Origin of the sequence: Streptomyces sp. NPDC018947, assembly GCF_044390505.1 — a bacterium.
Lineage (GTDB): Bacteria > Actinomycetota > Actinomycetes > Streptomycetales > Streptomycetaceae > Streptomyces.
Window position 1 is genome coordinate 172,161 of sequence record NZ_JBIRZD010000014.1, and the last position, 13,442, is coordinate 185,602.

A 13,442-nucleotide genomic window follows, 5' to 3' on the forward strand; every position below is an offset into this window, starting at 1 on the left:
TGGATATCACTCAGGAGTTGACGAACGCGTCGCGGGCCAGGACGCCCGTGTCCGGCTGGTCGGTGAAGACACCGTCGATGCCGGTGGCGAAGTAGGCCCGGAAGGCCCCGAAGGCGTCGCCGTAGGCGTCGGGGTCCGTGCCCTTGCGGAAGTCCGCGGGCAGGAAGGGGTTTTCGTTGCGCATGGTGTACGGGTGCAGGATCAGGCCCGCCCGGTGCGCGTCGGCGACGAGGGTGGTGGGCCGGGTGAGCCTGCCGGCCGAGTCCTTCGGGATGATCAGGTCGAGGGTGGGGCCGATGCCCTGGGCGTAGGAGGCGATCTCCTCCAGGCCCCGCGGCGTGATCAGGTCGGCGACCGTGCGGGGGTCGCCGCTCTCGACGAAGTCCCAGGGGCGGGTCCTGGCGCCCGAGAGCAGCACGGCGAGGGGGTTGCCGACGAGCTTGTTCATCCGCTGGATGCTGGTGGGCTCGAAGGACTGGATGATGACCGGCGAGTGCTTCTTGTCCTTGCCGTGGGCGCGCAGCAGCCGGGCGAGGCGCTCCTCGGTGGCGAGGCCGAGCCCCCGGAAGTACGTGGGGTGCTTCAGCTCGGGGTAGATCCAGACCTGCTTGCCGCGCTTGCGGGTCTGCTCGTCCTGCCAGCGGAGCACCTCCTCGAAGGTGGGGATGTCCCAGCGCCCGTTGTAGAGGGTGTTGTGCGGGCGGTTGGCCGGGATGCGCTCGGTGGCGCGCAGCGTCTTCAGCTCGGCGAGCGTGAAGTCCTCGGTGAACCAGCCGGTGGTGGAGACGCCGTCGAGCAGCTTGGTGCGCCTGCGGTCGGCGAACTCGGGGTGCTCGGCGACGTCCGTGGTGCCGCCGATCTCCGGTTCGTGGCGGCAGACGAGGTGGCCGTCCCTGGTGGGGACCAGGTCGCCGGCCTCGACGATGTCGGCGCCCATGTCCAGGGCCAGTTCGTAGGCGCCGAAGGTGTGCTCGGGCCGGTAGCCGCTGGCGCCGCGGTGGCCGATGACCGTCGGGACGGGCAGGCCCTTCAGCCCGCCGCGCCCGCCCTGCCCGCCGCGCCGGGCGTCGGCGGCTCTCGCCGTGCCGGACAGGCCCAGTACGGCTCCGCCCGCACCGAGCACCGCCGCGCCCAGAAGCGCCCGCCGTCCGGTGCCGCCCGTCCGCTCGTCCGACTCCTGCGTTCCCATGGGGCCCTCCCGCTCTCGACCGTCAGTGCGGGCCGATCGTAGGGGCGCGTACATGACCAGCGGGAGACCGCGTACCGAATACGGAGGTGACCCTGGATGTCGGACGGGGGTGGAGGGGCAGGTGGGACGGGATGTATGACCTGCCGTCGGCTTGCGACGCCGGTGCCGGGGTAGGCGGACGCCGGAGCCGGGCCGCGGGGCCGGTGACCCGGGGCACGTGCCGACGGCGCGCCTCACGCGGTTCGCGCCTCGCGCGTGCTTCGATCCGGGGCGGTGCCGGCGCCCCGAGGGGCGGCGACGCCGGTCCCCGCGGAGCCGTGCGGACGCGAGTTGCCTCACATCCCCCGGGTCCGCGCCGCGGCCGCGCCGCGCCCTGCACCGCAGGTGAACACGCGTCAACACCGGGCAATGGCTCGGTCAACCCGACGTGCGCGACCCCCTCGGCCGCGAGTAATGTCCTCACCTGCACAGACACATACCGCATCCCCGACACCGGAGGGCCCGTTGTCCCGCTTCGCGCTCATCAAGGCAGTGCTCGGTCCGATCATGCGCCTGATGTTCCGCCCACAGGTGGAGGGCGTGGAGAACATCCCGGGCGACGGTCCCGTGATCCTGGCCGGCAATCACCTCACGTTCATCGACTCGATGATCCTTCCGCTCGTCTGCGACCGGCAGGTCTTCTTCATCGGCAAGGACGAGTACGTCACCGGCAAGGGCTTCAAGGGCCGGCTGATGGCCTGGTTCTTCACCGGCGTCGGCATGATCCCGGTCGACCGCGACGGCGGCCGGGGCGGTGTCGCGGCGCTGATGACCGGGCGCCGGGTGCTGGACGAGGGCCGGATCTTCGGCATCTACCCGGAGGGCACCCGCTCCCCCGACGGCCGCCTCTACCGCGGCCGCACCGGCATCGCCCGCCTCACCCTGATGACGGGCGCCCCCGTCGTCCCGTTCGCCATGATCGGCACCGACAAGCTCCAGCCGGGCGGCGCGGGCCTGCCCCGGCCGGGCAAGGTCACGGTGCGCTTCGGCGAGGCGATGGAGTTCTCCCGCTACGAGGGCATGGACCGCGACCGCTACGTCCTGCGGGCCGTGACCGACTCCGTGATGACCGAGGTCATGCGGCTGTCCGGCCAGGAGTACGTGGACATGTACGCCAGCAAGGCGAAGGCCGCGTGACACCGCGCTGACGCACCGACCGGGGGCGGGCCGCCCGAACAGCGGCCCGCCCCCGGTGTCTTTCCGGGGCTACGGGTGCCCGGCGCCGTCGTCCAGGCGCTGGCCGCGCAGCAGGAACCACGCCGCGCCCGCGGCCGCCAGCAGCACCGCCGCGCCGACGCCCGACGCGAGGGTGAGCCCGTCGACGAAGGACTGGCGGGCGGCGTCGAGCAGCGCCGCGGCCGAGTGCGCGGGGAGTTCCGCGGCGGCCTCGACCGCCCCGCCCAGCGACTCGTGGGCCGCGGCCGGGGTGCCCGCCGGGCCGGTGAAGTCCCGGTACACGCCGGTCACGACGGAGCCGAGGAGCGCGATGCCGAGGGCGGCGCCGAGTTCGTAGGCCGTCTCGGAGACCGCGGAGGCGGCGCCGGCCTGCTCCCCCGGCACGCTGGAGAGGATCACGTCGGCGGTGACGGTGAACGAGAACCCGGCGCCGACGCCGACCACCAGCAGGGCCGTGCCGAGCAGCGGATAGCCGGTGTGCTGGTCGATGACGGTGAGCACGGCGAGCGCGAGGCCGACGGCCGCGAGCCCGCCGGAGACCACGGCGCGCACGGAGAAGCGGCGGGCGACACGGCCCGCGATCAGTCCGGCCACCACCGCGCCGATCGCGGCGGGCAGTTCCGCGAGCCCCGCCTCGAACGGCCGCCTGCCCTGTACGAGTTGCAGGTACTGGGAGAGGAAGAACACCAGTCCGGACAGACCGAGGATGGTCAGCAGGTCGGCCAGCACGGCGCCGCTGAAGCCCCTGCTGCGGAACAGCCGCATGTCGAGCAGCGGGACCGGCATGGTGAGCTGGCGGCGGACGAAGCCGTACACCGCGGCGGCGCCCAGCAGGCCCGCGGCGAGCGTGGCCCACGCGAAGCCGTGCGTGGCGGCCTCCTTGACGGCGTACACGATGCCGACGACGCCGACCAGGGACAGGACGACGCTGGCCGGGTCCCACGGGCCGGGGTGGGGATTGCGGGACTCGGGCAGCAGCTTGACGCCGACGAGGACCAGGACGGCCATGACGGGCAGGTTGATCAGGAAGACCGAGCCCCACCAGAAGTGCTCCAGCAGGAAGCCGCCCACGATCGGGCCGACCGCCGTGCCCGCGGAGGCGGTGGCGCCCCAGATACCGACGGCGAGGCTGCGTTCGCGCGGGTCGTGGAAGAGGTTGCGGATCAGGGCGAGGGTGGCGGGCATCAGGGTGGCGCCCGCGACGCCCAGCAGGGCCCGGGCGAGGATCATCACCTCGGGCGTGTGCGCGTAGGCGTTGAGGACCGATATCGCGCCGAACGCCGTGGCGCCGAGGAGCAGGATCCGCTTGCGGCCGATGCGGTCGCCGAGGCTGCCCATGGTGACCAGCAGACCGGCGATGACGAAGGAGTAGACGTCGCCGATCCACAGGAGCTGGGTGCCGGAGGGGGCGAGGTCCTCGCTGATGTAGGGGGTCGCGAGGCCGAGGACGGTCGCGTCGACGGCCACCAGCAGTACGGCCAGCACGAGGACGGACAGCGCCAGCCAGCGACCGGGGCGCCTGACCGCCTCGGTGGGCTGCGCCGTCCGCAGGGTGCGGGTCATGGTTCACTCTCTCCGAAGTGCGCCGCCGAGCAGCAGCTCGACGATCATGTGGGTGAAGTCGTTGCGGGCCACGCGGCCCTCGGTCACCGCCCAGGCGCCGGAGGCCAGCAGGCCGTAGAGCGCCTCGGTGAGCCAGGCCGGGGTGAGGTCGATGCGGAACTCGCCGTTCTCCTGGCCCCGGCGGAACAGCTCGGTGAGCCGGGCGTCGATGCGGGCCCAGCCCTCGTTCTGCTGCTCGCCCTCGAAGAGCTGGTTCTCCGTGTAGAGGAAGGCCAGCAGTCCGGCGGCGGGCTCCATCTCGCGCACCAGCCGGCGCACCGCGTCGGCCGCCGGCCCCTCGTCGGGACGGGCCGCGTCCATGGCCGCCTCGCACTCGGCGATGCCGAGCGCCTCGAGCGCCCGGACCAGGGCGTCGCGCCCGGCGAAGTGGCGGTGCAGCGTGGCGCGGCTGATCCCGGCCGCCCGCGCGACCTCGTCCATCGTCGCGGTGGCTCTGCGGGTCAGCAGGGCCGCGGCGCTGCGCAGTACCTGTTCTCGGTCGACAGCCATGACACAACGATAGCCCACATGAGACATTATTGTCTCACGCAGGGCATGGGTGACTCACAAGGAGGTGGGTCACCGAGGGGGTGCTCAGTGCCAGGGAAGCCGGCCGCGCCGCTCCCAGTAGGCGTGCGGGTCCTCGGCGAGGGCACCGAGGCGTGCCACCTGGTCGTCGTCGAGGTCGACGACGGCCGCGTGCAGGTTGGAGCCGAGCTGGGCCACGGTGGCGGCGCCGGACAGCACCACCCCGGCCCAGGGACTGCGCAGGATCAGCGCGAGGGCGACGGCGTCGCAGCCCTGGGTCGTCTCCTCGGCCACCGCCTTCAGGACGTCGGGCGCGTGCGGCTCGGCCAGCCGCCCGTTGGCCATGCCCTCCTTGACGATCACGGTGAGCCCCGCCTCGTGCGCCTCGGCCAGCGCGGGCCCGGCGGAGGTCTCCAGCACGTTGTACGTCGACTGGACGGTGCGGAAGAGGGGCTCGCCGCCGACGGTCACGGCGAGCGCGGCGCGGATGGTGTCGGCCTGGGCGGGGCCGCTGGTCGAGAAGCCCACGGTGACGCCCCTCGCGGCGGCCTCGGCCAGCTTCGCGTGCAGCTCCCTGTCGGTGAGGGCCGGGCTGTCGGGGGTCAGCGAGTGGATCTGGTAGAGGTCGAGCCGGTCGCCGAGCAGGGCTTCCGTCTCGGCGCGCTGGCGCTCGTAGGTGGCGACGCCGTGGTCCTTGACCTCGTGCTGTTCGGCGTCGGTGGACCAGTCGGCCGTGTAGGTGTAGCCCCACTTGCTGCCGACGACCACGTCGGCGGCGTCGGGCCGCTCGCGCAGCCAGGCGGCGAGGAACCCCTCCGACAGACCGTAGGACCGGGCCACGTCGAAGTACCGGACGCCCTGCGCGTAGGCGGCGTCGAGGAGGTCGTGCGTGCGCATGCGCATCGTCTCGACGCTGCGGTCCTCTCCGAGGTCCCGGTCCCTGCCGAGGTTGATGTAGCCGGGGCGGCCGACGGCGGCGAGGCCCAGGCCGATGTGGCAGGTGGGCGTCGTCGCGGCGGCGAGACGGGCGAAGGGCATCGCGGGCTCCGTTCGGTCGGCTCCGGTGCGGCTGCGACCAACGTAACCCGTGACGACCTTCGCCTCGGCGCCGGTTCGTGCGGTGCGTCAGACCGTCTTCCTCGCTCCGGCCCATTCGTGCTGGGCCGCCACGTCCGCCTTCACCTCGGAGAGCTGGACGGCGACCGCGCTCGGCGCCGTGCCGCCGCGGCCGTTGCGCGAGGCGAGGGCACCGGGGACGTCGAGCACGGTGCGGACCTCGGGGGTGAGGTGGGCGGAGATCTTCGCGAACTGCGCGTCGGTCAGTTCGTCCAGCTCCTTGCCCTCCGCCTCGGCGACCTTCACGCACTCGCCGGCCACCTCGTGCGCGACACGGAAGGGCACACCCTGCCTGACCAGCCAATCGGCGATGTCGGTGGCGAGCGAGAACCCGGCCGGGGCCAGCTCCTCCATCCGCTCCCGGTGCACGGTGAGGGTGGCCATCATGCCGGTGAAGGCGGGGAGCAGGATCTCCAGTTGGTCGATGGAGTCGAAGACCGGCTCCTTGTCCTCCTGGAGGTCGCGGTTGTACGCGAGCGGAAGGGCCTTGAGCGTGGCCATCAGGCCGGTGAGGTTGCCGATGAGGCGGCCGGACTTGCCGCGCGCCAGCTCCGCGATGTCCGGGTTCTTCTTCTGCGGCATGATCGACGAGCCGGTGGAGAAGGCGTCGTGCAGGGTCACGAAGGAGAACTCCTTCGTGTTCCAGATGATGATCTCCTCGGCGATCCGGGAGACGTTCACCCCGATCATCGCGGTGATGAAGGCGAACTCGGCGACGAAGTCGCGGGAGGCCGTGCCGTCGATGGAGTTGCCGACGCTGCCGTGCTCGAAGCCGAGGTCCGCGGCGACCGCCTCCGGGTCCAGGCCGAGCGACGATCCGGCCAGGGCGCCCGAGCCGTACGGCGACACGGCCGTCCGCTCGTCCCACTGGCGCAGCCGCTCCGCGTCCCGGCCGAGCGCCTGGGCGTGGGCGAGGACGTGGTGGGCGAAGAGCACCGGCTGGGCGTGCTGGAGGTGGGTGCGCCCGGGCATCGCCACGTCCGGGTGGGCCTCGGCGAGGCCGACCAGGGCGTCCTGGAGGTCGGCGATCAGCCCGCCGATGACCCGGGCGTGGTCGCGCAGGTACATGCGGAAGAGGGTGGCGACCTGGTCGTTGCGGGACCGGCCGGCGCGCAGCTTGCCGCCGAGGTCGGGGCCGAGCCGCTCCAGCAGGCCGCGCTCCAGGGCGGTGTGGACGTCCTCGTCGGCGATGGTGCCGGTGAAGTCGCCCGACGCGACGTCCGCCTCGAGCCGGTCGAGCCCGGCGATCATCCGGGTCAGCTCGTCCTCGGTGAGCAGACCGGCCTTGTGCAGCACGCGCGCGTGGGCACGCGAGCCGGCGATGTCGTAGGGGGCGAGCCGCCAGTCGAAGTGGACGGACGCGGACAGCTTCGCCAGGGCCTCGGCGGGACCGTCGGCGAAACGGCCGCCCCAGAGCCGTACGTCACCGTTGTTGCTGCTCACTTGTGTCGCTCCTCACCGTGCAATCACTGGCCTGCATGAGTATGCAGAACTCTGCATGATTCGTCAATCCAGTGGACGGTAGGGCGTGTCATGCCCGGTACACCCATAATCGTCGGACATGGGAAAGACCTATGAGCGCATAGACGGCAGACTCCGCACCTTCATCGAGGCGCAGCCCCTCTTCTTCACCGCCACCGCCCCGCTGGCGGCCGACGGCACGGTCAACCTCTCTCCCAAGGGCCTCGCCGGCAGTTTCGCCGTGCTGGACGACCTGACCGTCGCCTACCTCGATTTCGCCGGCTCCAACGCCGAGACGATCGCGCATCTGCGGGAGAACGGGCGGATCACCCTGATGTGGTGCGCCTTCCAGGGCCCGCCGAACATCGTCCGGGTGCACGGCCGCGGCGAGCCGGTCTTCCGCGACGACCCGCGCTTCCCGGAACTGCTCACCCGCTTCCCGGACATCGACCCCCGCGAGCACGGGCTGCGCGCCGTCATCGTGGTGACCGCCGAGCTCATCCGCGACACCTGCGGGTACGCCGTCCCCTTCATGGCGTACGAGAGCGACCGGGACCTGCACGGCAAGCGGTTCGCGCGGGAGGACGACGCCTCGCTCGGCGCGTACTTCGCCAAGAAGGAGCACGTGGCCACCAGCCTGGACGGACTACCCGGGCTGCCGCTGCCGCTGCCCCCGTCCAGCGTCTGAGCCATGCGCTCCGGTCCCGTCGCCGCCCTCCTCGCCCTGTCCGCGCTGGCCCTCGGGACCGCGCCCGCCCCCGGTCCGGCACCCCGGCCGCTGCCCGCCCGGATGGCGGACACCGGTGGCGGCACCCAGCTCCTCACCGCCGTCGCGCCCGACACGGGCTCGACCACCGGCACCGTCACCTGGTGGGACCGCAGGGGCGGCCGCTGGGTGAGGACCGGCACGGCGCCCGCCCGGTTCGGGGCGAGGGGGCTCACGGAGGGGACGACACGCGTCCAGGGCACGGACACGACCCCGACGGGCCTGTACGACCTGCCGTACGCGTTCGGTGTCCGGGCCGCGCCGCGCGGGACGGCGTACCGGTACCGTCCGGTCCGCGCGGACTCCTGGTGGTGCCAGGACAACGGCTCCCGCGCCTACAACCGCTGGACCGAGCCCCGCCCCGCCGACTGCCGCGCCGCCGAGGCCGAGCACCTGATCACCTACACCACGCAGTACGCCCACGCCCTGGTCGTCGGCTTCAACTACCACCGTCCGGTGCGCGGGCGCGGCGCGGGCATCTTCCTGCACGTCCACGGGCGCGGGGCGACGGCCGGCTGCGTGTCGGTGCCGGCCGACGCGATGCGCCGCATCCTGCGCTGGGCCGACCCGAAGGCCCGGCCGCACATCGCGATCGGCACGTCGGGCGGGGCGACCGCGGTGACCCGGTACTGAGGGCCCGCGCGCCGGCACGGATCACCCGTGTCCCCGCCGACGGCGGCGGCCGCCGCGGCGTTCAGTGGCCGTTGGGGCCGTTCTGGGCCAGGCGCAGCAGGTGATCCGCCAGCGCCTGCCCGCCCGTGGGCTCCCTGCTGATCAGCAGCAGCGTGTCGTCACCGGCGATCGTCCCCAGGATGTCGTGCAGCTCCGCCTGGTCGATCGCCGAGGCGAGGAACTGCGCCGCGCCCGGAGGGGTCCGCAGGACCACGAGGTTCGCCGACGCCTCCGCGGAGATCAGCAGCTCCGCGGAGAGCCGCCGCATCCGCTCCTCCTTGGCCGACTCCCCGAGCGGGGCCCGCGGGGTGCGGAAACCGCCCTCGCTGGGCACCGCGTAGATGAGGTCGCCGTCGGTGTTGCGGATCTTGACCGCGTTCAGCTCGTCCAGATCCCGGGAGAGCGTCGCCTGCGTGACGGTCAGCCCGTCGTCGGCGAGCAGCTTCGCGAGCTGGCTCTGCGACCGCACCGCCTGCCGGTTGAGGATGTCCACGATCCGGCGGTGGCGTGCGGTGCGGGTCTGCGGTACGGCAGGCCCGTTGGTCTGCTCGTGCTCCTGCGCCTGGCTCATCGTCGTCTCATTCTCCGGATCGTCCGTCCCCGTGGGCCTCGTGGGCCTGGTCAAGGATGCCGGGCAGCGCCCCGAGGAACGCGTCCACCGCGTCGTCGCCGAGATTCAGCGCGGGCATCAGCCGTACGACATCGGGTGCGGGCGCGTTCACGAGGATTCCGGCGTCCTGGGCCGCCTGCTGCACCGTGGGCGCGAGCGGCTCGGTGAGCACGATACCCAGGAGCAGTCCGGCGCCCCTGACGTGGGCGACCAGCGGGTGGCCGAGGGCCTCGACGCCGCCGCGCAGCCTCTCGCCCTGCCGCTTGACGTTCTCCAGCAGACCCTCGTCCGCGATGGTGTCGAGGACGGCGATCCCGGCGGCGCAGGCGACGGGGTTGCCGCCGAACGTCGTGCCGTGCTGGCCGGGCCGCAGCAGCTCGGCGGCCCGCCCGAAGGCGACGGTGGCACCCAGCGGCAGTCCGCCGCCGAGGCCCTTGGCGAGGGTGACGACGTCCGGCAGGACGCCCTCGTGGGCCTGGTACTCGAACCAGTGCCCGGTCCGGCCGATGCCGGTCTGCACCTCGTCCAGCACCAGCAGCGCGCCCGTGGCCGCCGTGATGGCCCGCGCCGCCTTCAGATAGCCGGGCGGCGGGACGACGACCCCGTTCTCGCCCTGGACCGGCTCGATGATCACCAGGGCGGTGTCCTCGGTGACCGCGGCCGCCAGCGCCTGGGCGTCGCCGTACGGGACGTGCGTGACGTCGCCGGGCAGCGGCAGGAACGGCTCCTGCTTGCCGGGCTGCCCGGTCAGCGCCAGGGCGCCCATGGTGCGGCCGTGGAAGCCGCCCTCGGTGGCGACCATGTGCGGCCGCCCGGTCAGCCGGCCGATCTTGAAGGCGCCCTCGTTGGCCTCCGCGCCGGAGTTGCAGAAGAACACCTTGCCGTCGCGGCCGAAGCGCTGGAGCAGCCGTTCGGCGAGCGCGACGGGCGGCTCGGCGACGAAGAGGTTGGAGACGTGGCCGAGGGAGGCGATCTGACGGCTCACCGCGTCGACGACCGCGGGGTGGGCGTGGCCGAGGGCGTTGACGGCGATGCCGCCGACGAAGTCGAGGTACTCGGTGCCGTCGGCGTCCCAGAGCCGGGAGCCCTCGCCGCGGACCAGGGGCAGGCGCGGCGTGCCGTAGTTGTTCATGAGCGCGCCCTGCCACCGCGCGGTCAGTTCCTCGTTGCTCACGACTCCCCCTGTTCGTCCGGCACGACCATCGTGCCGATGCCCTCGTCGGTGAAGATCTCCAGCAGGATCGAGTGCTGGACCCGGCCGTCGATGACGCGGGCGGTGGTGACGCCGCCGCGCACGGCGTGCAGGCAGCCCTCCATCTTCGGCACCATGCCCGCGGACAGCTCCGGCAGCAGCTTCTCGAGCTGGGAGGCGGTGAGGCGGCTGATCACCTCGTCGGAGTTCGGCCAGTCCTCGTAGAGGCCCTCGACGTCGGTGAGGACCATGAGAGTCTCGGCGCCGAGCGCCGCAGCGAGTGCCGCAGCCGCCGTATCAGCATTGACGTTGTAGACATGTCCGTCGTCCTCGGAACGGGCGATCGACGAGACGACCGGGATCCGGCCGTCGGCCAGCAGCGCCTCGATCGCGCCCGTGTCGATGTCGGTGATCTCGCCGACCCGCCCGATGTCGACCAGTTCGCCGTCGATCTCGGGCTGGTGCTTGGTGGCGGTGATGGTGTGCGCGTCCTCGCCGGTCAGGCCGACGGCGAGCGGGCCGTGCTGGTTGAGCAGGTTGACCAGTTCGCGCTGGACCTGACCGGCCAGCACCATCCGTACGACGTCCATGGCGTCCTCGGTGGTGACGCGCAGGCCCGCCTTGAACTCGCTGACGATCCCGTGCTTGTCGAGGGCGGCGCTGATCTGCGGGCCGCCGCCGTGCACGACGACGGGCCTGAGGCCGGCGTGGTGCAGGAAGACGACGTCCTGGGCGAACGCGGCCTTCAGGTCCTCGTCGACCATGGCGTTGCCGCCGAACTTGATGACGACCGTCTTGCCGTTGTGGCGCGTCAGCCAGGGCAGCGCCTCGATGAGGATCTGCGCCTTGGGCAGGGCGGTGTGCTTGCGGGTAGTGCTCATGATGAGTACGCGCTGTTCTCGTGGACGTAGTCGGCGGTGAGGTCGTTGGTCCAGATGGTGGCGCCCGCGTCGCCGGCGGCGAGGTCGGCGACGATGTGGACCTCGCGGTAGCGCATGTCGACCAGTTCGCGGTCCTCGCCGACGCCGCCGTTCTTGCAGACCCAGACGCCGTTGATGGCGACGTTGAGCCGGTCGGGCTCGAAGGCGGCGGAGGTGGTGCCGATCGCGGACAGCACGCGGCCCCAGTTGGGGTCCTCGCCGTGGATGGCGCACTTGAGGAGGTTGTTGCGGGCGATGGTGCGGCCCACCTGGACGGCGTCCTCCTCGGTCGCGGCGTTGACGACCTCGACCTTGATGTCCTTGCTGGCGCCCTCGGCGTCCCGGATGAGCTGCTGACCGAGGTCGTCGCACACGGTCCGTACGGCCTCGGCGAACTCCGCGTACTCGGGGGTGGCCCCGGAGGCGCCGGAGGCGAGCAGGAGGACCGTGTCGTTGGTGGACATGCAGCCGTCGGAGTCGACCCGGTCGAAGGTGACCCGGGTGGCGGCGCGCAGGGCCCTGTCGAGCACGTCGCTCTCGAGGTCGGCGTCGGTGGTCAGGACGACGAGCATGGTGGCGAGGCCCGGGGCGAGCATGCCGGCGCCCTTCGCCATCCCGCCGACGGTCCAGCCGTCCTTGGTCACGACCGACGTCTTGTGCACGGTGTCGGTGGTCTTGATGGCGATGGCGGCCTTCTCGCCGCCGTGCTCGGAGAGTTGACCGGCGGCGGTCTCGACGCCGGGGAGCAGCTTGTCCATGGGGAGCAGGACGCCGATGAGGCCCGTCGAGCAGACGGCGATCTCGCCGGCGCCCGTGCCGAGCAGCTCGGCCGCCTTCTCGGCGGTGGCGTGGGTGTCCTGGAAACCCTTGGGGCCGGTGCAGGCGTTGGCGCCGCCGGAGTTGAGGACGACGGCGGTCAACCGCCCGTCCTTGAGGACCTGTTCGGACCACAGGACCGGCGCGGCCTTGACGCGGTTGGAGGTGAAGACACCGGCGGCGGCGCGGCGGGGGCCGGTGTTGACCACGAGGGCCAGGTCGGGGTTGCCGTTCTCCTTGATCCCGGCGGCGATGCCCGCCGCCGTGAATCCCTTCGCTGCCGTCACACTCACGGCGCAACTCCGATCGTCGTCAGCCCGGTGGTCTCGTCGAGCCCCAGGGCGATGTTCATGCTCTGGACGGCACCGCCCGCGGTGCCCTTGGTCAAGTTGTCGATGGCGCTGATGGCGATGACGCGGCCCGCGGCGACGTCGTGCGCGACCTGCACCTGGACGGCGTTGGAGCCGTACACGGACGCCGTCGCCGGCCACTGCCCCTCGGGCAGCAGGTGCACGAACGGTTCGTCGGCGAAGGCCTTCTCGTAGGCCGCGCGGACGGACTCGGCGTTCACCCCGGGGCGGGCCTTGGCGCTGCACGTGGCGAGGATGCCGCGGGGCATCGGCGCGAGGGTCGGCGTGAAGGAGACGGAGACCGGCTCCCCGGCGACCGCGCCGAGGTTCTGGATCATCTCGGGGGTGTGCCGGTGGCCGCCGCCGACGCCGTAGGGCGACATGGAGCCCATGACCTCGCTGCCCAGCAGGTGGGGCTTGGGGGCCTTGCCGGCGCCGGACGTGCCGGAGGCGGCGACGATCACGGCCTCCGGCTCGGCGAGGCCGGCGGCGTAGGCCGGGAAGAGGGCCAGGGAGACGGCGGTGGGGTAGCAACCGGGCACCGCGATGCGCTTGGACCCCTCCAGCGCGGCGCGGGCGCCCGGCAGTTCGGGGAGGCCGTAGGGCCAGGTGCCGGCGTGCGGGGAGCCGTAGAACTCCTCCCAGTCCCCGGCGTCCTTCAGCCGGAAGTCGGCGCCCATGTCGACGACCAGCACGTCCGGCCCGAGCTGCTCGGCGACGGCGGCGGACTGGCCGTGGGGCAGCGCGAGGAAGACGACGTCGTGTCCGGCGAGCGCCTCGGGCGTGGTCGCCTCCAGGACGCGGCCGGCCAGCGGCAGCAGGTGCGGCTGGAGCGCGCCGAGCCGCTGCCCGGCGTTGGAATTGCCGGTCAGGGCGCCGATCTCGATCTCGGGGTGCGCGAGGAGGAGACGCAGCAGCTCTCCGCCCGCGTATCCACTCGCTCCGGCCACCGCCGCACGTACCGCCATGGGAAAACCCTCCTCCTGGATGGCATGACTATACGTT

Annotated in this window: 13 protein-coding genes; 3 read left to right on the forward strand and 10 right to left on the reverse strand. The window is 72.5% G+C overall.

The features are described 5' to 3' along the window. Positions 1 to 10: 10 nt before the first annotated feature. Positions 11 to 1,189 carry a glycerophosphodiester phosphodiesterase gene (locus ACH499_RS25615; protein ID WP_356199445.1) on the reverse strand — a complete coding sequence of 393 codons (1,179 nt, stop codon included), beginning with the start codon at positions 1,187 to 1,189 and terminating at the stop codon, positions 11 to 13. Between the two features lie 504 nt (positions 1,190 to 1,693). On the opposite strand from ACH499_RS25615, the gene ACH499_RS25620 reads away from it, so the two are divergent. Then, the gene (locus ACH499_RS25620) at positions 1,694 to 2,365 is read left to right on the forward strand and encodes a lysophospholipid acyltransferase family protein (protein ID WP_356199447.1); all 672 of its coding nucleotides are present in this window, start codon (positions 1,694 to 1,696) and stop codon (positions 2,363 to 2,365) included. 69 nt (positions 2,366 to 2,434) lie between these two features. Here ACH499_RS25620 and ACH499_RS25625 read toward each other — a convergent pair whose 3' ends face one another. The 4 genes from ACH499_RS25625 to argH form a co-directional block, all read right to left on the reverse strand. Next, positions 2,435 to 3,967 carry an MFS transporter gene (locus ACH499_RS25625; protein ID WP_356199449.1) on the reverse strand — a complete coding sequence of 511 codons (1,533 nt, stop codon included), beginning with the start codon at positions 3,965 to 3,967 and terminating at the stop codon, positions 2,435 to 2,437. Between the two features lie 3 nt (positions 3,968 to 3,970). Next, positions 3,971 to 4,516 carry a helix-turn-helix domain-containing protein gene (locus tag ACH499_RS25630; RefSeq protein ID WP_356199451.1) on the reverse strand — a complete coding sequence of 182 codons (546 nt, stop codon included), beginning with the start codon at positions 4,514 to 4,516 and terminating at the stop codon, positions 3,971 to 3,973. 84 nt (positions 4,517 to 4,600) lie between these two features. After that, complete coding sequence (locus ACH499_RS25635) at positions 4,601 to 5,572, reverse strand: aldo/keto reductase (protein ID WP_356199453.1); 972 nt, start codon at positions 5,570 to 5,572, stop codon at positions 4,601 to 4,603. An 87-nt stretch (positions 5,573 to 5,659) separates the two neighbouring features. Then, entirely contained in the window at positions 5,660 to 7,093 is a 1,434-nt protein-coding gene (gene argH / locus ACH499_RS25640; protein WP_399018567.1) for an argininosuccinate lyase, read from the reverse strand. Between the two features lie 118 nt (positions 7,094 to 7,211). Between argH and ACH499_RS25645 the strand changes: the two genes are divergently transcribed. Beyond that, positions 7,212 to 7,799, forward strand: coding sequence for a pyridoxamine 5'-phosphate oxidase family protein (locus ACH499_RS25645; protein WP_399018569.1), 588 nt, complete (start codon positions 7,212 to 7,214; stop codon positions 7,797 to 7,799). 3 nt (positions 7,800 to 7,802) lie between these two features. Next, on the forward strand, positions 7,803 to 8,510 hold the full coding sequence (locus ACH499_RS25650; protein ID WP_399018571.1) for a L,D-transpeptidase: 708 nt from the start codon (positions 7,803 to 7,805) through the stop codon (positions 8,508 to 8,510). A 61-nt stretch (positions 8,511 to 8,571) separates the two neighbouring features. On the opposite strand, the gene ACH499_RS25655 is transcribed toward ACH499_RS25650, so the two are convergent. The 5 genes from ACH499_RS25655 to argC are packed head-to-tail and all read right to left on the reverse strand — an operon-like array spanning position 8,572 to position 13,405. Then, a complete protein-coding gene (locus ACH499_RS25655) occupies positions 8,572 to 9,120 on the reverse strand; it encodes an arginine repressor (protein WP_356199461.1) in 549 nt (182 codons plus the stop codon). 7 nt (positions 9,121 to 9,127) lie between these two features. Further along, complete coding sequence (locus ACH499_RS25660; RefSeq protein ID WP_399018574.1) at positions 9,128 to 10,333, reverse strand: acetylornithine transaminase; 1,206 nt, start codon at positions 10,331 to 10,333, stop codon at positions 9,128 to 9,130. Continuing rightward, the gene (gene argB / locus ACH499_RS25665; protein ID WP_356199465.1) at positions 10,330 to 11,232 is read right to left on the reverse strand and encodes an acetylglutamate kinase; all 903 of its coding nucleotides are present in this window, start codon (positions 11,230 to 11,232) and stop codon (positions 10,330 to 10,332) included. Before argB ends, ACH499_RS25660 begins: the two co-directional genes overlap by 4 nt. Next, positions 11,229 to 12,380: a bifunctional glutamate N-acetyltransferase/amino-acid acetyltransferase ArgJ gene (argJ, locus tag ACH499_RS25670; protein WP_399018576.1), complete on the reverse strand. Its 1,152-nt coding sequence runs from the start codon at positions 12,378 to 12,380 to the stop codon at positions 11,229 to 11,231. The genes argB and argJ overlap by 4 nt, the downstream gene beginning before the upstream one ends. Further along, entirely contained in the window at positions 12,377 to 13,405 is a 1,029-nt protein-coding gene (gene argC / locus ACH499_RS25675; RefSeq protein WP_399018578.1) for an N-acetyl-gamma-glutamyl-phosphate reductase, read from the reverse strand. Before argC ends, argJ begins: the two co-directional genes overlap by 4 nt. Positions 13,406 to 13,442 lie beyond the last annotated feature (37 nt).